This is a genomic window from Streptomyces chrestomyceticus JCM 4735, assembly GCF_003865135.1.
Taxonomy (GTDB): domain Bacteria; phylum Actinomycetota; class Actinomycetes; order Streptomycetales; family Streptomycetaceae; genus Streptomyces; species Streptomyces chrestomyceticus.
On record NZ_BHZC01000001.1, the window covers coordinates 3,275,407 to 3,295,701 of the forward strand.

At 71.2% G+C, this 20,295-nt stretch carries 15 protein-coding genes and 1 riboswitch; of the genes, 8 read left to right on the plus strand and 7 right to left on the minus strand.

The window, feature by feature from the left end; genetic code table 11:
- Window positions 1–307: 307 nt before the first annotated feature.
- Entirely contained in the window at window positions 308–1,357 is a 1,050-nt protein-coding gene (locus tag EJG53_RS13515) for an SIS domain-containing protein (protein ID WP_125045056.1), read from the minus strand.
- 674 nt (window positions 1,358–2,031) lie between these two features.
- Here EJG53_RS13515 and nagB point away from each other — a divergent pair.
- On the plus strand, window positions 2,032–2,814 hold the full coding sequence (gene nagB, locus EJG53_RS13520) for a glucosamine-6-phosphate deaminase (protein WP_125045057.1): 783 nt from the start codon (window positions 2,032–2,034) through the stop codon (window positions 2,812–2,814).
- A 151-nt stretch (window positions 2,815–2,965) separates the two neighbouring features.
- Here the strand turns inward: nagB and EJG53_RS13525 are convergent, their stop codons facing one another.
- From EJG53_RS13525 to EJG53_RS13540, 4 genes are all read right to left on the minus strand, one after another.
- Window positions 2,966–4,510 carry a glycoside hydrolase family 3 protein gene (locus EJG53_RS13525; protein ID WP_125045058.1) on the minus strand — a complete coding sequence of 515 codons (1,545 nt, stop codon included), beginning with the start codon at window positions 4,508–4,510 and terminating at the stop codon, window positions 2,966–2,968.
- 8 nt (window positions 4,511–4,518) lie between these two features.
- On the minus strand, window positions 4,519–5,349 hold the full coding sequence (locus tag EJG53_RS13530; protein WP_031001153.1) for a carbohydrate ABC transporter permease: 831 nt from the start codon (window positions 5,347–5,349) through the stop codon (window positions 4,519–4,521).
- Entirely contained in the window at window positions 5,346–6,329 is a 984-nt protein-coding gene (locus EJG53_RS13535; RefSeq protein WP_125045059.1) for a carbohydrate ABC transporter permease, read from the minus strand. The genes EJG53_RS13530 and EJG53_RS13535 overlap by 4 nt, the downstream gene beginning before the upstream one ends.
- Window positions 6,330–6,671: 342 nt before the next feature.
- Window positions 6,672–7,943 carry an extracellular solute-binding protein gene (locus EJG53_RS13540; protein ID WP_032926157.1) on the minus strand — a complete coding sequence of 424 codons (1,272 nt, stop codon included), beginning with the start codon at window positions 7,941–7,943 and terminating at the stop codon, window positions 6,672–6,674.
- Window positions 7,944–8,413: 470 nt separating this feature from the next.
- Between EJG53_RS13540 and EJG53_RS13545 the strand changes: the two genes are divergently transcribed.
- The 6 genes from EJG53_RS13545 to EJG53_RS13570 all read left to right on the plus strand — a co-directional run bounded on the left by EJG53_RS13545 (window position 8,414) and on the right by EJG53_RS13570 (window position 14,302).
- Window positions 8,414–9,172: a GntR family transcriptional regulator gene (locus tag EJG53_RS13545; RefSeq protein WP_125049350.1), complete on the plus strand. Its 759-nt coding sequence runs from the start codon at window positions 8,414–8,416 to the stop codon at window positions 9,170–9,172.
- A gap of 144 nt (window positions 9,173–9,316) precedes the next feature.
- Window positions 9,317–11,473, plus strand: a complete 2,157-nt coding sequence (locus tag EJG53_RS13550; RefSeq protein ID WP_125045060.1) for a carbon starvation CstA family protein — start codon at window positions 9,317–9,319, stop codon at window positions 11,471–11,473.
- Window positions 11,470–11,679 carry a YbdD/YjiX family protein gene (locus tag EJG53_RS13555; RefSeq protein WP_371858680.1) on the plus strand — a complete coding sequence of 70 codons (210 nt, stop codon included), beginning with the start codon at window positions 11,470–11,472 and terminating at the stop codon, window positions 11,677–11,679. The genes EJG53_RS13550 and EJG53_RS13555 overlap by 4 nt, the downstream gene beginning before the upstream one ends.
- 150 nt (window positions 11,680–11,829) lie before the next feature.
- On the plus strand, window positions 11,830–12,105 hold the full coding sequence (locus EJG53_RS13560) for a DUF3311 domain-containing protein (protein ID WP_125045061.1): 276 nt from the start codon (window positions 11,830–11,832) through the stop codon (window positions 12,103–12,105).
- Window positions 12,102–13,736: a monocarboxylate uptake permease MctP gene (mctP, locus tag EJG53_RS13565; protein ID WP_125045062.1), complete on the plus strand. Its 1,635-nt coding sequence runs from the start codon at window positions 12,102–12,104 to the stop codon at window positions 13,734–13,736. The genes EJG53_RS13560 and mctP overlap by 4 nt, the downstream gene beginning before the upstream one ends.
- Before the next feature lie 56 nt (window positions 13,737–13,792).
- Window positions 13,793–14,302 (plus strand): GNAT family N-acetyltransferase, encoded by a 510-nt coding sequence (locus tag EJG53_RS13570; RefSeq protein ID WP_125045063.1) that lies wholly within the window; start codon window positions 13,793–13,795, stop codon window positions 14,300–14,302.
- A 48-nt stretch (window positions 14,303–14,350) separates the two neighbouring features.
- Here EJG53_RS13570 and EJG53_RS13575 read toward each other — a convergent pair whose 3' ends face one another.
- A complete protein-coding gene (locus EJG53_RS13575) occupies window positions 14,351–15,712 on the minus strand; it encodes a TolB family protein (RefSeq protein WP_125045064.1) in 1,362 nt (453 codons plus the stop codon).
- 99 nt (window positions 15,713–15,811) lie between these two features.
- Window positions 15,812–17,179: a TolB-like translocation protein gene (locus tag EJG53_RS13580; RefSeq protein ID WP_125045065.1), complete on the minus strand. Its 1,368-nt coding sequence runs from the start codon at window positions 17,177–17,179 to the stop codon at window positions 15,812–15,814.
- Window positions 17,180–17,535: 356 nt separating this feature from the next.
- A riboswitch (cobalamin riboswitch) is annotated at window positions 17,536–17,698 on the plus strand.
- 157 nt (window positions 17,699–17,855) lie between these two features.
- Between EJG53_RS13580 and EJG53_RS13585 the strand changes: the two genes are divergently transcribed.
- On the plus strand, window positions 17,856–20,294 hold the full coding sequence (locus EJG53_RS13585) for a ribonucleoside-diphosphate reductase subunit alpha (protein WP_125045066.1): 2,439 nt from the start codon (window positions 17,856–17,858) through the stop codon (window positions 20,292–20,294).
- Window position 20,295: the final 1 nt, after the last annotated feature.

Here is a 20,295-nt window from a genome sequence, read left to right on the forward strand (position 1 = left end):
GGCCCGACGGTGAAGGCCCGGGGGTTGAGGGCCGGCAGCCGGCGGTCGACCGTCCGGCGACGGGAGGCTGCGGGCTGCGGGCTGCGGGCTGCGGGCTGCGGGCTGCGGGCTGCGGGCTGCGGGCTGCGGGCTGCGGGCTGCGGGCTGCGGGCTGCGGGCTGCGGGCTGCGGGCTGCGGGCTGCGGGCTGCGGGCTGCGGCATGGTCGTCTGGGCTCGGCTTGTGGGGTGGGCCAAGTCCAGGAGGGCCGGTGTTCGAGGGAGGGGTGGGTGGGGGGCGGGGGCGGGGGGGGAGGCGGTGGGGGTGGGTCAGTGGGTTTTGGTGACCTTGGCCAGGGAGCGGGGGGCGTCGGGGTCCTGGCCTCGGGCGAGGGTCACCTCGTAGGCGAGCATCTGGAGGGGGAGGATTTCGAGGACCGGCTGGAGTTCCTCGGCCACGCCTTCGGTCGGCAGTGCGAAGCCCGCCGCGGCCCGGTCGACCTCGGTGTGGCTGCCGATGACCACCAGGTCGGCACCCCGGTCGCGCAGGCGTTCCAGTACGGGTCGCAGCGCCTCGCCGCCCTTGCCGTCGGTGACGATCGCGATCACCGGGGAGATGTTGTCGACCATGGCGAGCGGGCCGTGCAGGAGGTCGGCGCCGGAGTAGGAGAGGGCGGGGATGTAGCTGGTCTCCATGAGCTTCAGGGCGGCTTCCTTGGCCGTCGGGTAGCCGTAGCCACGTGAGGTGAGCACCATGCGCTCGGCGAAGCGGTAGCGGGCGGCGAGTGCCTTGACCTCGGCGTGGCGGGCCAGGACGGACTCGGCGAGGTCCGGCAGCGCCTTGGCGGCCAGGTCGCCCGCGGCGTGCGGGCCCGGGTGGCCCCAGCTGTCGCGCAGGCCGTCGACGAAGAGGTAGAGGGCGAGGAGTTCGGCCGTGTACGTCTTCGTGGCGGGCAGGGCGCGTTCCGGGCCGGCCAGGATGTCGAGGTGGAACTCGCTGACGGCGGCGAGCGCCGAGTCGGCGTTGTTGGTCACCGCGAGGGTGATCGCGCCGCCCTCGCGGGCCGCCCGGGTCGACGCTACGAGGTCGGGTGAACCGCCGGACTGGCTGACCGTGACGACCAGGCAGTCCCTGAGATCGGGCCGTGCGCCGTAGGCGGTGGTCGTGGACATGGAGGTGAGACCGCAGGGCATGCCGAGCCGCACTTCGCACAGGTACTTGGCGTAGAGGGCCGCGTTGTCCGACGTACCGCGGGCGGTGAACAGGACGAACCTCGGCCGGCGGGCGGCGACCTGCTCGGCGACGGTACGGATGGGTGATGCGCCCTCGGCGAGGATGCGGCGCAGGACGTCGGGCTGTTCGGCCATCTCGGCGGCCATGTGACGACCGGGCCGTTCGCCGGACCCTTCGCCGGGCCCTTCACCGGACCGCACGCCGGACCCTTCACCAGACCGTACGTCGGACCGTTCGCCGGGCCCTTCGCCAGACCGTTCACCGGACCGCACGCCGGACCCTTCACCAGACCGTACGTCGGACCGTTCGCCGGGCCCTTCGCCAGACCGTTCACCGGACCGCACGCCAGGCCCTTCGCCAGGCCGTACGTCGAACTGTTCGTCGGGCCGTTCCTCGGAATCGTCGTGCAGCGTGCGGTTCACCGTGCCGGACATCCTGGCCGCCTCCTGTGGTCTGCCGTGCCCGCGTGCCGTCGTGTGCCGTTCGCGCTGTGCCCGCGGCGTCCGGCGGAGCGTCTGTGCGCGTCCGTCGCGCAGCCGTCACGTATCGCGTAACCCTGAAGTGGCCGCCGCACCCATGGCGGCCGTAGTGACCGGAGCAGGCGCGGAAGCCGCGGTGTCCGCCGCCAGTCGACCACGCGCGCCCCCGTCCCCGCCACCGCACCCGGGCCCGTCCGGCCGCCCCGGTCCGCGCCGCACCGCACCCCCGGTTGGCCCGCTGTTCAGTTGCGGGCCGCCTGATGTCTCCGGGGGTGGTGGGACGCGCTCTGGTAGATTGGTCTATACCACACGAGTCCATTCTCCAGATCGGCAGGCAAAGCGTGGAAGTTGTCATCGTCCCGGACGCCAAGGCAGGCGGCGAGCTGATCGCGGAGGCCATCGCCGACCTGGTGCGCCGTAAGCCCGAGGCGCTGTTGGGTGTGGCCACTGGATCGACTCCGCTGCCCGTCTACGAAGCGCTGGCGGGCACGGTCCGCAGCGGTGGCGTGGACGTCTCGCGTGCCCGCATCTGCCAGCTCGACGAGTACGTCGGGCTGCCGGCCGGGCACCCCGAGTCGTACCGCTCCGTGGTGCTGCGCGAGGTCGTGGAGCCGCTGGGGCTCGGCGAGGACGCCTTCATGGGGCCGGACGGCACCGCGGAGGACGTGCAGGCGGCCTGCGAGGCGTACGACCGTGCGCTGAGCGAGGCCGGCGGCGTGGACCTCCAGTTGCTGGGCATCGGCACCGACGGGCACATCGGCTTCAACGAGCCGTGCTCCTCGCTCGCGTCCCGTACGCGTATCAAGACGCTGACGCAGCAGACCCGGGAGGACAACGCCCGGTTCTTCGACAGCCTGGAGGAGGTGCCGCACCACGTCATCACCCAGGGCATCGGCACCATCCTGGAGGCCCGCCACCTGGTGCTGCTGGCCACCGGTGAGGGCAAGGCGGACGCCGTCGCGCAGTCCGTCGAGGGCCCGGTCTCGGCGCTCGTGCCGGCCTCCGCGCTCCAGTTGCACCCGCACGCCACGGTCGTGGTCGACGAGGCCGCCGCGTCCAAGCTGAAGCTAGCCGACTACTTCCGCGCCACGTACGCCGCCAAGCCGGAGTGGCAGGGGCTGTAGGCAGCACGCGGACAGCAGGACACGGGCAGCAGAACGCTGCCGCACACGACGTGGCCGGGGCACCCATGAGGGCGCCCCGGCCACGTCGTGTCACGCGTGAATCGCGTGTTCCCGCCGGGCCGCGGCTCCCCTTCCGCGGCCCGGCGGGGGCTCAGCCACCCGCGATGACCTCCGCGGCGGCGCGGCCGCAGACACGGGCCGCGCCATGGGTGGCGATGTGCAGGGCGCCGCGCGGCGGTGCCTGCGGCAGGCCCATCTCGACGACCACCGTGTCCGGGCGGGCGTCGAGCAGGGCGTCCAGGGCGGCCGCCATCCATGCGTGCCGGTGGACGTCCCGGACGACGGCGACGATCCGCCGCTCCCCCGCCGCCCGCAGGACGTCCTCGGTCCGGGCGCGCGGGTCGGCCGCGGCGTCGCCGGGGCTGCCGTACGTGCCGGTCTCGGTGCCGGGGACCAGGCGGGCCAGCTCGGCCGCGACCCCCCAGGGCGTCTCGTCACCGACGGCGATGTTGGCGACCGGGGTGAAGGCCGCGACGTAGGCGGGCTCGGTGAGCGGTTCGTACGGGCCGTTACGGGTGACGCGCAGCGCGCGGCGGGCCGCGACGAGGCCGGCCTCGGGTGCGGGCGCGACCCCTCGCTCCCCAGGGAGGGTCCCCTGTGCCGCGCCCGCACTCCGGGTCCACCGCGCCAGGGCGCGGACCCGTGCTGCCGCGTCGGCGAGCCGCTTCTCCGACAGCTCTCCGTCGCGTACCGCCCTCACCAAGGCGTCGCGCAGCCGCAGCACGGTGGCTTCGTCGGCCAGTCCCCCGCCGACACAGATGGCGTCCGCCCCGGCGCCGATGGCCAGGACGCTGCCCCGTTCGATGCCGTACGTCGCGGAGATGGCCTGCATCTCCATGCCGTCGGTGACGATCAGGCCGTCGAAGCCGAGGCCGCCTTCGGAGGCGGGGGCGCGCAGCAGGCCGGTGAGCACGTTGCGGCTCAGGGTGGCGGGCAGGGTGCCGTCCAGGGCCGGGAGCAGGATGTGCGCGCTCATCACGGCCTTGGTGCCGGCGGCGATGGCGGCTCGGAAGGGCACCAGTTCGCGTTCCTGGAGGGTGCGCAGCTCGGCGGCGATGTGCGGTACGTCGTGGTGGGAGTCGACGGCGGTGTCGCCGTGGCCGGGGAAGTGCTTGGCGCAGGCGGCGACGCCGGCGGACTGGAGTCCTTCGACGTACGCGGCGGTGTGCCGGGCGACCAACTGGGGATCGGAGCCGAAGGAGCGGACGCCGATGACCGGGTTGGACGGGTTGGAGTTGACGTCGGCGGACGGCGCCCAGTTCAGGTTGACGCCGCATTCGGCGAGGCGGCGGCCCAGTTCGCGGGCCACGTCGTGGGTGAGCCGGGTGTCGTCGACCGCGCCCAGGGCGAGGTTGCCGGGGAAGGAGGAGCCGCCGCGTACTTCGAGGCGGGTGACGTCGCCGCCCTCCTCGTCGATGGCGACGAGGATGTCGTCGCGTTCGGCCCGCAACTGGGCGGTGAGCGCGGCGAGCTGTTCGGGTGAGGCGACGTTGCGTCCGAACAGGCCCACCGAGGCGAGGCCCTCGCCGAGCCGGCGCAGCAGCCAGTCGGGGGCCGTGGTGCCGGTGAAGCCGGGCTGGAGGACGGTGAGCGCGTCGCGGGTGAGGGTGTCGGCGGGGTGTACGAGTGTCGTCATGGCGCGCGTCATCCCTTCACTGCGCCGGCGGTCAGTCCGCTGACCGCCTTGCGTTGCAGGAACAGGAACAGGACCAGGATCGGTACGGCGAAGATGGAGGCGGCGGCCATCGTGGCGCCCCAGTCGTCGCCGAACTGGCTCTGGAACTGCGAGAGCCACAGCGGCAGCGTGCCCTTGTCCGGCTCCTTGTTGAGCACCAGCACCAGCGGGAATTCGTTCCAGGCGGTGATGAAGCCGAAGAGCGAGGTGGCCATCAGGCCGGGTGCCAGCAGCGGGAAGATGATCTTCACAAAGGCCTGCCGGCGGGTGCAGCCGTCGACCATCGCGGACTCCTCCAGCTCCTTGGGCACGGCGGCGACGTAGCCGCGCAGCGTCAGGAGGGTGAAGGGCAGCACCATGAGCATGTAGAAGAAGGTCAGCGGCACCAGGCTGTTCAGCATGTCGGCGTCGCGCACGATCATGTAGACCGAGATGACCAGGACCTCCCAGGGCGCCATCTGGGCGACCATGAAGGTCAGGATGATGCCCTTGCGGCCCTTGAAGCGCATCCGGGCGATGGCGAAGGAGCCGCACAGGGCGATCAGCAGCGAGAGTCCGACCGCCAGCACGGTGACGGTGACGGAGTTGCCGACCAGGGTCCAGAAGTTCGGTGCGTTCACGGCGGTCGAGAAGTGCTCGAAGGTGCCGTGCAGCGGGAACCACACCGGGTCCTCGGTGATGATGTCGCTGTTCGGCTTGAAGGCCGTGGTGAACATCCAGTACACGGGGAAGACGAATCCGAGGGCGAGCACGATCGCCGCGGCGTTGGGCCAGATGCGGCCGAGCAGTGAGCGGTTCACAGCTCGTCCTCCTCTTGCTTCAGGGTCAGTCGCAGGTAGTACGCGGTCATGGCGAGCAGGACGACGATGGTCAGCAGCGAGATGGCCGCGCCCATGCCGAAGTGGAGGTTGCCGACGCCTTCGGTGAAGGCGTAGATCGGCAGGGTCTCGGTGAGCCGGTCGGGGCCGCCCTCGTTGATCGCGAAGATCTGCGGGAACGCCTTGAAGACCCAGATGACCTCAAGGAACGTCGTCGCCAGGAAGAACGGCTTCAGGAAGGGGAAGGTGACGCTGGTGAAGACCTTCCAGGTGCCGGCGCCGTCCATCCGGGCGGCCTCGTACAGCTCCTTGGGGATGGTCGTGGTCGCGGCGTAGAGGTTCAGGGCCACGAACGGCAGCGACTGCCAGACGATCAGTACGGTGATGACGAAGAAGGTGGAGAGCTGGCTGCCGACCCAGTCGAAGCGGGCCATGGAGTGCCAGCCCAGCGCGTCCAGCACCCAGTTGACGACGCCGTAGCGGGCGTCGAAGAGCCACTGGAAGACGGTGGTGGCGGCGATGGCGGGCATCGCCCAGGTCAGGACGAGCGCGACGGACAGCGTCAGGCGCATCTTCTTGCCGAGTCTGGCCAGCAGGAGGCCGATCAGCACGCCCAGCACCATGATCAGGGTGACGTTGACGGCGGTGAAGACGATGGTGCGGAGGGTGACCCGCCAGAACTGCTCGCCCCCCAGGACCTCCGCGTAGTTGTCAAAGCCGCGCCACTCGGTGAGGTGCTGGATCAGTTGCTTCATGTTCAGGTTCTGGAACGAGATGACCAAGTTCCGCACCATGGGCCAGCCCAGGAAGACCGCGGTGGCGGCCAGGGCCGGGATCAGCAGCAGGTAGGGGGCGCTTCTGGCGGCCCGGCCGGTCCCTCGGCCGCGCCGGGGCGGCGGGGCGCCGCCCTTGCCGATCCGCGGCGCGGAGTCTCGAACCGCGTCCTCGATCTGCACTGACATGTCCCGCTCCCCATCACCTGGTCGTGCTCACGCTGGTCGGTTCCGTACGGGGGCCGGGACGGCCGGCTCCCGTACGGAACCCGTACGGTGGCGGCCCCCGCGGCTAGGCCGTGTCTTTCGGATCATCCTGGGCCCGCGACGCCTGGCACGGCACCTCGCGGCGTTGTCGCATCACCCACGGACACCCAGTCCGAGGGCAATGCTCCGCCTTGCGATGCACCGCACCAGACGCCGCGGGCTGCTCCAGGCTGATCCCAAAGACACGACCTGGCGCCGCCGCGGGGACCGCGTTCTGGTGCCGAGGGCGTGCCGCGCGGATCACGTCGCGCGGCACGCCGCCGGTCACTGCTTCTGGGACAGCCGCTTGTTGATCTCGCCCTCGACGTCCTTGGCGGCGTCCGCGGGGGCCTTGCCGTTGAGCACCGCGGTCATGTACGCCTTGATCGGGTTCGGCGTGTTCTCGACCTGGGCCCACTCGGGGATCAGCGGGGTGGTGCCGCTGGACTTGGCGGCGCCGGGCGCGGCGGCCTCGGCGGCCGGGTTGCCCTTGGCGGCGGAGGCGAGGTCGGGGGACTTCGGGCTCCAGCCGACCTCCTTGACCATCTGTCCGTCGTTCTTCTTGGACAGCGCGACCTTCAGGAACTCCTTGGCCAGCTCCTGGTTCTGGCCGCCGCCGGCGACGGCGAAGTTGGAGCCGCCGAGGAAGACGCCCTCGGGCTTGTCGGCGGTCTCGCCCGGGATCGGGAAGAAGCCGATGTCGTCCTTGATGGCCGGGTTGGCCTTGACGGCGGTGGGGCCCTCGTAGCCCATGGCGATGATGGCGCCGGTCTTGCCCTTGGAGAAGATCTCGGCCTGCTGCGGGGTGGCCTCGTCCTTGTTCTTCGGGGCGGTGCTGAAGGCCTGGTACTGCTTGTAGATGTCCATGGCCTTGGAGACCTTGGGGTCACCGAGGTTGGAGACCCACTTGCTGCCGTCCTTCTTGACCAGGTCGGCGCCGGTCCCGATGGTCAGGCCGTCGAAGAAGTACCAGTTCTGGCCGGGGAGGTAGAGCGGCTCGGCGTCGGTCTTCTGCTTGATGGTGTCGAACGCCTTGAAGAGTTCGGCGCGGGTCTTGGGCAGTTCCTTGATGCCCGCCTGCGCCCAGATCTTCTTGTTGTACATCACCACGCGGTTGCCCGCGTACCAGGGGAGGGCGTACTGCTTGCCGTCGGCCATGGCGGCCTTGTTGAAGGAGTCGGTCCAGTCGGCGCCGATCTCCTTCTTCAGGTCGCCCAGGTCCGCGAGGGCGCCGGCCTTGGCGTACGCGGCGGTCTGGGTGTTGCCGATCTCGACGACGTCGGGCGGCGTGCTCTCGGAGAGGGCGGTGGTCAGCTTCTGCTGGATGCCGTTCCACTGCTGGACGCGGAATTCGACCGTGGCGCCGGTCTTCTTCTTGAAGTCCTCGGAGACCTGCTTGGTCCACTGGGTCGGGTTGGAGCCGTCCATCACCCAGACGATGAGCTTCTTGCCCTTGAAGTCCGAGGCCCCCGCCGTCTTGCTGTCGCTGGACCCACAGGCAGCGACACTCACCAACATTCCCGCGACTGCCGTCGCCGCTATGAGTCCACGCTTCATTGCGCTCTCCCCTGAAAACCGTGAGTGGTCTTTAATGGTTTAGACCAGTGCCCGCAGCTTGGCCTAGACCTTTTGGGGTGTCAAGGGTGTATAAGAGTCGCTGTCAGGTCCGTTACCGGACCGACATCTGGGGCCTGTCGCCGCGGCAGGGCGTGTCTTCCGGGTCAGCCTGGAGCAGCCCGCGGCGTCCGGTGCGGTGCATCGCAAGGCGGAGCATTGCCCTCGGACTGGGTGTCCGTGGGTGATGCGACAACGCCGCGAGGTGCCGTGCCGGACGCCGCGGGCCCAGGCTGACCCGAAAGACACGCCCGCACGGCGTCCGTCCGCAGGGCAGACGCTACGTTGGCGTCGGGCCCCGCGTGCGGGCACGGACCAGTAAGGGAGCATCGGGACCCCACCCGTGCCACGATGAGCCGCTACGTACGGAGGAGCCGGTGACGGCAGCGCGACAGGAGTCGGAGAGGCGGGTCATGGAGACCGACGGGGGCAGTGCGGACAACGGCGGCGGCGCACGTACCGCCCGCGTGCCCAAGTACTACCGCCTCAAGCGCCACTTGCTGGAGATCACCGAGACGCTGCCCCCGGGCACGCCGGTCCCGCCGGAGCGGACCCTGGCGGCGGAGTTCGACACCTCCCGCACCACGGTACGCCAGGCCCTCCAGGAACTGGTCGTCGAAGGACGGCTGGAACGCATCCAGGGCAAGGGTACGTTCGTCGCCAAGCCCAAGGTCTCGCAGGCCCTGCAACTGACCTCGTACACCGAGGACATGCGGGCCCAGGGCCTGGAGCCGGCCTCGCAGTTGCTCGACATCGGCTATGTCACGGCCGACGACCGGCTGGCCGGGCTGCTGGACATAACGGCCGGCGGCCGGGTGCTGCGCATCGAACGGCTGCGGCTGGCCAGCGGCGAGCCGATGGCCATCGAGACCACCCATCTGTCGGCGAAGCGGTTCCCCGCGCTGCGCCGCAACCTGGTGAAGTACACCTCGCTCTACACGGCGCTGTCCGAGGTCTACGACGTCCGGCCGGCCGAGGCCGAGGAGACCATCGAGACCTCGCTGGCCACCCCGCGCGAGGCCGGGCTGCTCGGTACGGACGTGGGCCTGCCCATGCTGATGCTCTCCCGGCACTCCCTCGACGCCGACGGCGCGCCGGTGGAGTGGGTGCGCTCGGTCTACCGAGGCGACCGCTACAAGTTCGTGGCGCGGCTGCAGCGGCCTGCCGACTGACCCCCGGCGGCGGGGCGGTTCGTACGGGCGTCCCGCCGGAAGCGGCCCGCGCCCGGCACCCCGCCGCGCCCGCGGGGGTATGGCGCGATCCGCCCCGCTGCCTCTACGGTCCTTCCGTCGTCGCGTCGACGGGAGGACGTACAGGTGCGCCCAGCAGGCAGACCTCGAAGTGCCGCCAATCCCCGGAAGATCGCCCTGTGGACGGCGGTGGCGCTGGTCGGCGCCGCCGGCTGGACGCTGCTCGCGCTGTCCCGCGGTGAGGAGGTCTCGGCCGCCTGGATGGTGGCCGCCGCCCTCGGCTCGTACGCGATCGGCTACCGCTTCTACGCGCGGTTCATCGCGACCCGCGTACTGAAGTTCGACCGGACCCGCGCCACGCCCGCCGAGCGGCTGAACGACGGTGTGGACTTCCACCCCACCGACCGGCGGGTGCTGCTCGGGCACCACTTCGCGGCCATCGCGGGTGCCGGACCGCTGGTCGGTCCGGTGCTCGCGGCCCAGATGGGATATCTGCCGGGCACCATCTGGATCATCGTCGGGGTGATCTTCGCGGGCGCCGTGCAGGACATGGTGGTGCTGTTCTTCTCCACCCGGCGCGACGGCCGGTCGCTGGGGCAGATGGCGCGCGAGGAGATCGGCGTGGTCGGCGGGGCCGCCGCGCTGCTCGCCGCCTTCGCCATCATGATCATCCTGCTGGGCGTGCTGGCGCTGATCATCGTCAACGCGCTCGCCCGGTCCCCCTGGGGCACCTTCTCCATCGGCATGACCATCCCGATCGCCCTGCTGATGGGCTTCTACCTGCGGGTCCTGCGCCCCGGCCGGGTCACCGAGGTCTCCCTGATCGGCGTCGCGCTGCTGCTGCTCGCGCTGGTCGCGGGCCGCTGGGTCGCGGACTCGTCCTGGGCCGACACCTTCACGCTGAAACCGGGCACGCTGGTCGTCTGGCTGGTGGCGTACGGGTTCATCGCCTCCGTCCTGCCCGTGTGGACGCTGCTGGCGCCGCGCGACTACCTCTCCACCTTCATGAAGATCGGCACGATCGGGCTGCTGGCGGTCGGCGTGCTGGTCACGGTGCCCAACCTGAAGATGGACGCGGTCACGGACTTCGCCGGGCGCGGTGACGGCCCGGTCTTCGCCGGGTCGCTCTTCCCGTTCGTCTTCATCACCATCGCCTGCGGCGCGCTCTCCGGCTTCCACGCGCTGATCTCCTCCGGCACCACGCCCAAGATGGTGCAGAAGGAGACCCAGATCCGCATGATCGGTTACGGGTCGATGCTCATGGAGTCGTTCGTCGCGGTGATGGCCCTGGTGGCGGCGTCGATCATCGACCCGGGGCTGTACTTCGCGATGAACGCGCCGGCCGGGGTGATCGGCGACACCGTCCAGTCGGCCTCCCAGGCCGTCGCCCAGTTCGGATACAGCATCTCCCCCGACCAGTTGGCGGCCGCGGCCAAGGCCGTGGAGGAGCAGACCCTGCTGTCCCGTACGGGCGGCGCGCCCACCCTCGCCGTCGGGGTCGCGGACATCTTCTCGCAGGTCTTCGGCGGTGCCGGGATGAAGGCGTTCTGGTACCACTTCGCCATCATGTTCGAGGCGCTGTTCATTCTCACGGCGCTGGACGCGGGCACCCGGGTCGGCCGGTTCATGCTCCAGGACATGCTGGGCAACGTCTACAAGCCGTTCCGCAGGGTGAGTTGGAAACCCGGACTCGTGCTGTGCAGCGCGGTCGTGGTGGCGCTGTGGGGCTACTTCCTGTGGGTCGGCGTGCACGAGCCGCTCGGCGGCATCAACCAGTTGTTCCCGGTCTTCGGCATCGCCAACCAGCTCCTGGCGGCGGTCGCGCTGACCGTCTGCACGACCCTGCTGGTGAAGTCCGGCCGCCTCAAGTGGGCCTGGATCACCGGCGTGCCGCTCACCTGGGACGCCGTCGTCACCCTCACCGCGAGCTGGCAGAAGGTCTTCTCCGGCGACCCCAAGGTCGGTTTCTTCACGCAGCGTTCGGTCTATCAGGACGCCATCGACGCCGGGAAGGTGCTGCCGCCCGCCAAGAGCATGGACGACATGCACACGGTGGTCACCAACTCGACGGTGGACGGCGTGCTGTCGGCGGTGCTCGCCCTGCTGATCGTGGTGGTGATCGCGGACGCCGCCCGGGTCTGCGTACGCCATCTGCGCGATCCCGCGGCGTCCCGGCTCAGCGAGGCCCCGTACGTGCGGTCGGCGATCGTCGCGCCCGCCGGGCTGGTGGCCTCCAAGGAGGAGAAGGCGGAGCTGGCGGCCGCGGAGCGGAGCGGGCCGTGAGCGCGGCGGTGGCGGCGGCCCGGCGCGGGCTGCGCTGGATCCGCTGGTACGTACGGGAATTGACCGGCGAGAGCGCGTACGAGCGTTACGTCGCACATGTCCGCCGGCACGCGCCCGGCGCACCGGTACCCGGCCGTCGTGAGTTCGAGCGGCAGCGGGCCGCCGCGCGCGAGGGCGACCCCCGCTCCGGCTTCCGCTGCTGCTGAGGCGGCGGGGCCCGACGCGGCCGAGGCGGCGCGCGTCGTTGCCGTACCGATATGCGGACAGGTAGTGACGCGTACAACTTCCCTGGCTTAGATTTCCTGCCCATCGCCCGCGTGATCACCGAGGGACCGCCAGGGAACGGAGCCACCGCCATGCCAGAGCCGTCCGCATCAGCCGGAACACCAGCGGGCAGAGCCGCCCCGGTCGTCACGCCCAGCCGCGTGATCGCCGGGCTGTGCCTGGTCGCGCCCTTCGTGGCGATGCTCTGGGTGGGCTCGTACGCCAAGGTGGAGCCGACGCTCATCGGCATCCCGTTCTTCTACTGGTACCAGATGCTGTGGGTGCTGATCTCGACGGCGCTCACCATGATCGCGTACAAGCTGGTCCAGCGTGAGCAGCGGCTGCGCAAGGGGGGTGCGGCGCGGTGAAGGACGGCGTGAACGGCGTCGCGCTCGCCGTCTTCATCTTCTTCTTCGTGGCCGTCACGGTCATGGGCTTCCTGGCGGCGCGCTGGCGCAAGGCCGCGCAGTCCGACAACCTCGACGAGTGGGGCCTGGGCGGCCGCAGCTTCGGCACCTGGGTGACGTGGTTCCTGCTCGGCGGCGACCTCTACACCGCGTACACCTTCGTCGCCGTGCCCGCGGCGATCTACGCGGCGGGCGCGGCCGGGTTCTTCGCGGTCCCGTACACGATCCTCGTCTACCCGCTGATCTTCACCTTCCTGCCCCGGCTGTGGTCGGTCTCGCACAAGCACGGGTACGTCACCACCTCCGACTTCGTGCGCGGCCGGTTCGGCTCCAAGGGCCTGTCGCTGGCCGTGGCGCTCACCGGCATCCTCGCCACGATGCCGTACATCGCGCTGCAACTCGTCGGCATCCAGGCGGTGCTGGACGTGATGGGCGTCGGCGGCGGCGAGAACACCCACTGGTTCGTCAAGGACCTGCCGCTGCTGATCGCCTTCGGCGTGCTCGCGGCGTACACCTACTCGTCCGGACTGCGGGCGCCCGCGCTGATCGCGTTCGTCAAGGACGGGCTGATCTACCTGGTCATCGTCGTCGCGATCATCTACATCCCGATCAAGCTGGGCGGTTTCGACCACATCTTCGCGGTGGCCGAGGACGCCTTCGCCCAGAAGAATCCGGCCACCGGCACACCGCGCGGCGAACTGGCCAGCGGGCCGAACGCGCAGTGGGCGTACGCGACGCTGGCCCTGGGATCGGCGCTCGCGCTGTTCATGTACCCGCACTCGATCACCGCGACGCTGTCCTCCCGCAGCCGCAACGTGATCCGCCGCAACACCACCATCCTGCCGCTGTACTCCCTGATGCTGGGGCTGCTCGCGCTGCTCGGCTTCATGGCGGTGGCGGCCGGGGTCAAGGTGCAGAACGGGCAGTTGGCGGTCCCGCAGTTGTTCGAGGACATGTTCCCCGACTGGTTCACGGGGGTGGCCTTCGCCGCGATCGGCATCGGCGCGCTGGTACCCGCCGCCATCATGTCCATCGCCGCGGCGAACCTCTTCACCCGCAACATCTACAAGGACTTCCTCAGGCCCGGTGCCACGCCCGCACAGGAGCACAAGGTTGCCAAGCTGGTCTCGCTGCTGGTCAAGGTGGGTGCGCTGGTCTTCGTCCTGACGATGGACAAGACCGTCGCGATCAACTTCCAGCTCCTGGGCGGCATCTGGATCCTCCAGACCATGCCGGCCCTGGTCGGCGGCCTGTTCACCCGCTGGTTCCACCGGTGGGCGCTGCTGGCGGGCTGGGCGGCCGGCATGCTCTACGGCACGCTCGCGGCGTACGGGGTGGCCAGCCCCACGCAGAAGCACTTCGGCGGCTCCAGCGCGGAGATCCCCGGCATCGGCGAGATCGGCTACATCGGGCTGACCGCGTTCGTCCTGAACGTCCTGGTCACCGTCGTCCTGACGGTGGTCCTGCGGGCCACCAAGGCCCCGGACGGCGTCGACGAGACGTCCCCGGAGGACTACACGGCGGACGTGGGCGACCAGGGCGTCCAGGCGGAGCTGCCGCCGGCCACGGCCGGAGTGCCGGTGGGGCACTGAAGCGGGTCGCCGGTGGTGCCGGGGGCGTTGTCAGACCCCCGGTGCACACTTGCCTCATGGACATCACGATCAGGGCCGCCCGGCCGGAGGAGTTCGACGCGATCGGTGAACTCCTCGTGGCGGCCTACGCGGCGGACGGACTGCTGGCGCTCGGGCCCGACGACCCGTATACGGGCAAGCTGCGCGAAGTCGCGCACCGGGCCGAGCACGCCGAGGTGCTGACGGCGGTCGACGCCGACGGCACGGTGCTGGGGGCGGTGACCTTCGCCGCCCCCGGCAGCCCGTACGCCGAGATAGCCGGCCCCGACGAGGGCGAGTTCCGGATGCTGGCCGTCGCCCCCGGCGGCCGCGGGCGCGGCATCGGCGAGACGCTGGTACGCGCCTGCATGGACCGCGCCCGCTCCCTCGGCCTGTCCCGCATGGTGCTCTCCGCGATGCCCCACGTCGACAAGGCCCACCGCGTGTACGAGCGCATCGGGTTCACGCGCATACCCGAGCGGGACTGGGAGCCGGTGCCGGGTGTCAGGTTGCTGGCGTTCGCCTGTGCGCTGAGCGAGACGGCCTAGCAGCTCGGCAGCCCGGCGACGGCCGGTGCCGGGCCCGGCTCACCGGCCTTACGGCCCCACCCTCCGCACGAACACGTCCGAGGCCCCGTTCGTGTCGCCCGGGACCAGGTCGGCCGCGTCGGAGTCGAAGGCGACGAGGTGGCCCGTGGCGTCGGTGGAGGCGTTGGAGGAGTAGCCCTGGGCCTGGGTGCCGTCGGTGGCGACGCTGACCCGCTCGACGGTGCCGATGCGCAGATCGCGGACGAAGATGTCCTGGGCGCCGTTGGTGTCACCGGGCACCAGATCGGGGGACGAGGACTGGAAGTACAGACGGCGGTTGTCGGCGGACAGCACGCCCTGGCCGGAGGCCCCGGTCTGCGGCTGCTTGCCGTCGTGGGTGAAGCTCATCTGCTCCGTCGTGCCCTTGGCGAGGTCGCGGAGGAACAGGTCCGGGCGGCCCGTCGGATGGCCGGGGACCACCTCCCCGTACTGGCTGGAGAAGACCGCGTACCGGCCGTCTGGGCTGAGCGAGGCGTTCCAGGCGCCCACCGGCTCACCGGCCGAGCTGAGGCTCGCCACGCTCGTGCGGCCGGTGTCCAGGTCGTGCACGAAGAACGGGTAGCTGTGCGGTCTGCGCAGGCTGTTCTCCGGGCGGGCGGCCGGGGCGGACTTCGGGGGCAGGTTGGCCGCCTTGGAGATGAAGCCGACCTTGCGGCCGTCGTAGCTGATCACCGGGCCGGCGGAGGGTCCGTTGGCCTGCTCGCCGCCGGTGACGGAGACGCTGACGCGGGTCACGGCGCCGGTCCTGCGGTCGCGGACGAAGATGTCCTGGGCGCCGTTGGTGTCGCCGGGCACCAGGTCCTCGCGGCTGGAGGCGAACGCCACGTACCGGCCGTTGGCGCTGATCACCGGCATCTGGGCGCCCTGCTTGCCCTGCGGGGGCCGCCCGTCGAGCGTGACGCTCTCGGTCCGCCCGGTCCTGCGGTCGTGGACGAAGATGTCGGTGTCGGCGTTGGTGTCGCCCGGCACGAGGTTCGCCGCGTCGGAGGCGAAGGCGACGAACCGCCCGTCGGCGCTGATGGACGGGGTGGACGACCAGGAGTTGGCCTGGGTGCCGTCGCTCGCCACGTTGACGCGCTGGACGGCGCCCGTCCGCAGGTCCTTCACGAAGACGTCCGACCTGCCGTTCGTGTCGCCGGGCACCAGGTCGGTGGCGTCGGAGTCGAAGGCGACGTACCGGCCGTCGGCGCTGATCGCCGCGCCGGACGAGCCGTCGTCGGCCTGCGCCCCCTCGGCGGTGACGCTGACCCGCTCGGTGCCGGACGGCGGCGCGGTACGGGCGCCGGCCGTCGTCGCGGGCAGCAGCGCGGTGAGCGCGCACACGCCCGTCACGGCGGCGATTCTTCGGGCCGTGGTGCGGGTGGTCCTCATGGTGGGTTCCCCTCCTGGTCGGTACGCCGATGTCCGGGTGGTGCCGATGCGCCGTACGCCGGTTCCGGCCGAGCGCCCCGACGTCGGTACGTCCGTACGTCAGTGCTCCAGCCGCCGGACGAACACGTCGCCCGTCCCGTTCGTGTCCCCGGGCACCAGCCCGTCGTCGCGCGAGTCGAAGGCCGCCAGCCGTCCGGCGGCGTCGGGTGCCGCGGTGTTCGTCCAGGACGCCGACTGGCCGCCGTCCGCGCCGACGTTGATCCGCTCGACCTGTCCCGTGCGCAGGTCGCGGACGAAGCCGTCCACCTGGCCGTTGGTGTCGCCGGGCACCAGATTGGTGGCCGCCGAGGTGAAGAAGAGCCGCCGGTTGCCGGCGTCGAGCCGCCCGTCGGAGGACCAGCCGTTGCCCTGGGTGCCGTCGTGCGCGCGGGACAGCAGCCGGGTGGTGCCGCGTTCCAGGTCGCGGGCGAAGAGGTCGTACGTGCCGTTGGTGTCGTCCGGCACCACGTCGGCGGCCAAGGCGGAGAAGACCGCGTACCGGCCGTCGGGGCTGAGCCGGGGCGACGGCGACACGCCGACCACGGCGCCCGTGGTGCTCAGGCTCGCCACGCGGGTCCGCCCGGTGGCCAGGTCGTGGACGTACAGGGGGTCCTGCGGCGGCGGGCGGCGGAAGCCGGGCCCGGCGGGGGTGAGGTTGGTCGCCTTCGAGGTGAACGCGATCCGGCGGCCGTCGGCGCTGATCGACGGGAAGGCGGACGGGCCGTCCGCCTGGGTGCCGTCGCTCGCCACGCTGACCCGTCGCGTCGTTCCCTTCTGCACATCGTGGACGAAGATGTCCAGGCGCTCGTTGGTGTCACCGGGCACCAGGTCGGGGCGGTAGGAGCCGAAGGCGAGGCGGTGGCCGTCGCCGCTGAGGGCGAAGTTCTGGACCCCGTAACCGTACGGGGACTTCCCGGCGCCCGCCGTGGGGCTCGTGGTGCGCCCGGTGCGGCGGTCGTGGACGAAGACGTCGCCCTCGCCGTTGGTGTCGCCGGGGACCAGGTTCGTCGCGCTGGAGTAGAAGGCCACATACCGCCCGTCGGCGCTGATCTCGGGCGAGCCGGAGAGGGCGTCACCGGGCGTGCCGTCACCGGCGACACTGACCAGGTCGACCTTTCCCGTCCGTAAATCCTTGACGTAGACGTCCTGGTGGCCGTTGGTGTCCGTGGGCCCCAGATTGGTGGCTTCCGAGGTGAATGCCACGAACCGCCCGTTCGCACTGAGCGTCGGATCGCCCGAAAAACCGTTTCCCTGCGTCCCGTCGGCGGCGACGCTGACCCGCTCGGTGGCCGGCACCGCCCGTCCCGCCGCGGCCGCCTGCCCCAACGCGGCCGCCGGCGCCATGGGCAGCACCCCCGCCAGCACGCACGCCCCCACCACCAGCCCCACGACGCGCACGGCGCCCCGCGCCCCACCGGCTCCTCGCATGACTCCCCCTCGCACAAGGCCCCCACCCGCCCCGCCGGACCGACGGAGCAGACAAGGAGCCAATACGCTCCCGGAGTCCCGGTCAACGCGTCAGGGACATTCCGCGCCACCAATACGCCCCCTGCATCAGCCCCCGTCCAGCCCGCGCCGGACAGCCCCGCAGCCCGCCCGGCGGACACGCCGCGACAGGCCCGGCGAAACGCCCGGCACCCGGCCCGGCGTACGGCCGCGGAACCCCGGGAACACCCCCCGAGCCACCGCGTGGCACCCTCTCGGAGGCCCAGGAAAACCCCGGGAAACCGCCCCCGAACGGCCGCCGAATACCACGGCTCCGGACATCCCCGCGCCAACGCGACACAAGATATGGGGGTGGGTGCACGAGGCAGCACAAGATGTATGCTCGTGCTCGCTGTCGTCGCAGGGGAATCCGGTGCGAATCCGGAACTGTCCCGCAACGGTGTACGTAGTGCGCAAACCGCACCCGTGAGTCCGAAGACCTGCCCACAGCACGCCCGCGCCAGGACCGGCGCGGTCGTCGATACGTCCGGGTCTCGCGGGTTGGACCGGTGGACGCTGCGCGGTGTGCCCGCGCGCCCCTTGCCGTGCCGGGGGTGCCGCACGCCCGTACGCGCCCCCTGCCCTCCCCAGGCCCCCGCCGAGTGAGGGAGAGCAGCACGTGACCATCGCGCCAACGGAGCCCGCAGCAGCCGAGCAGGTCGTGCAGCCCGCGAAGGACACGCAGCCCCGGCAGGGCCCCGGCGGCCAGGCCGCGGACGCCCCCGGCGCCGCCCTGCTGCGCACCCTGACCGACCTCACCGTCGACCTGCCCGCCACCGACCCGGGCAAGATCGCCGCCGCCGCGCTGCGCGGCCGCCACCCCGGTTCCGACGAAGCCGAGCTGCGCTCGCTGGCCATGGAGGCCGCGGCCGGCCTGATCGGTGACGAGCCGCAGTACTCCAAGCTGGCCGCCCGCCTGCTGACCCGCGCCATCGCGGAGGAGGCGGCCGCGGAGGGGGCGGTCGCCTTCTCCGCCTCCGTCGCCGTCGGCCACCGCGAGGGCCTGATCGCCGACAGCACGGCGGAGTTCGTCCGCACCCACGCGGCACGTCTGGACGAGCTGGTGGAGCGCGCCCTGACGGACGGCGCCGACGACCGCTTCGGCTACTTCGGCCTGCGCACCCTGCACTCCCGCTACCTGCTGCGCCACCCGATCTCCCGCCAGGTGATCGAGACCCCGCAGCACTTCCTGCTGCGGGTGGCCTGCGGCCTGGCCGAGGACCACAGCGAGCGGGCCCTGGCCGACGTCGCCGAGCTGTACCGCCTGACCAGCACCCTGTCGTACCTGCCCTCCTCGCCCACCCTCTTCAACTCCGGCACCCGGCACCCGCAGATGTCCTCCTGCTACCTGCTGGACTCCCCGCTGGACGAGCTGGACTCGATCTACGACCGCTACCACCAGGTGGCCCGGCTCTCGAAGCACGCCGGCGGCATCGGCCTGTCGTACTCCCGGGTCCGCGCCCGCGGCTCGCTGATCCGCGGCACCAACGGCCACTCCAACGGCATCGTGCCGTTCCTGCGCACCCTGGACGCCTCGGTCGCGGCCGTGAACCAGGGCGGCCGGCGCAAGGGCGCCGCCTGCGTCTACCTGGAGACCTGGCACGCGGACCTGGAGGAGTTCCTGGAGCTGCGCGACAACACGGGCGAGGAGGCCCGGCGCACCCACAACCTCAACATCGCGCACTGGATCCCCGACGAGTTCATGCGCCGCGTCGAGGCGGACGCCGACTGGTCGCTGTTCTCCCCCAGCGACGCGCCCGAACTGGTGGACCTGTACGGCGACGAGTTCGACGCCGCGTACCGCAAGGCGGAGGCCGAGGGCCGCTTCGTCAAGCAGGTCCCGGCCCGGGTCCTGTACTCGCGGATGATGCGCACCCTCGCGCAGACCGGCAACGGCTGGATGACCTTCAAGGACGCCGCCAACCGCACCGCGAACCAGACCGCCGAGCCCGGCAAGGTCGTGCACTCCTCGAACCTGTGCACCGAGATCCTGGAGGTCACCGACGACGGCGAGACCGCCGTCTGCAACCTCGGCTCGGTCAACCTCGCCGCCCACCTGGGTGACAACGGCGAGATGGACTGGGAGAAGCTGGACGCCACGGTCCGTACGGCGGTGACCTTCCTCGACCGCGTGGTGGACATCAACTTCTACCCGACCGAGCAGGCCGGCACCTCCAACTCCCGCTGGCGCCCTGTGGGCCTGGGCCTGATGGGCCTCCAGGACGTCTTCTTCCGGCTGCGGCTGGGCTTCGACTCGCCCGAGGCACGGGAGCTGTCCACCCGTATCTCCGAGCGGATCATGCTCGCGGCGTACGAGGCGTCCGCCGACCTCGCCGAACGGCACGGCCCGCACCCGGCCTGGTCCGCGACCCGTACGGCCCGCGGCGTGCTGCACCCGGACCACTACCCGAACGCCGAGCCACGCTGGGCGGACCGGTGGACGGCGCTGCGCGCCCGTATCGCGGCGACCGGTATGCGCAACTCGCTGCTGCTGGCCATCGCGCCGACCGCCACCATCGCGTCCATCGCGGGCGTGTACGAGTGCATCGAGCCGCAGGTCTCGAACCTGTTCAAGCGCGAGACGCTGTCGGGCGAGTTCCTTCAGGTCAACGCGTACCTGATCGAGGAACTGAAGGCGCTGGGCCTGTGGGACGCGCGCACCCGTGACGCCCTGCGCGAGGCCAACGGCTCGGTGCAGGACCTGGACTGGATTCCCGCCGAGACCCGCGCGCTGTACCGCACGGCGTGGGAGATCCCGCAGCGCGCGCTGATCGACATGGCGGCGGACCGTACGCCCTACCTCGACCAGAGCCAGTCGCTGAACCTGTTCATGGCGTCGCCGACCATCGGCAAGCTCAGCTCGATGTACGCGTACGCCTGGAAGCGCGGCATCAAGACCACCTACTACCTCCGCTCGCGCCCGGCGACCCGTATCGCCCAGTCCGCGCGCGGCACGGGCGGGGGCGCGCAGACCGCTCCCGTACCCGCCCAGGCGGCCGACCCCGAGGCCGTCGCCTGCTCCCTGGAAAACCCCGAGTCCTGCGAGGCATGCCAGTAAT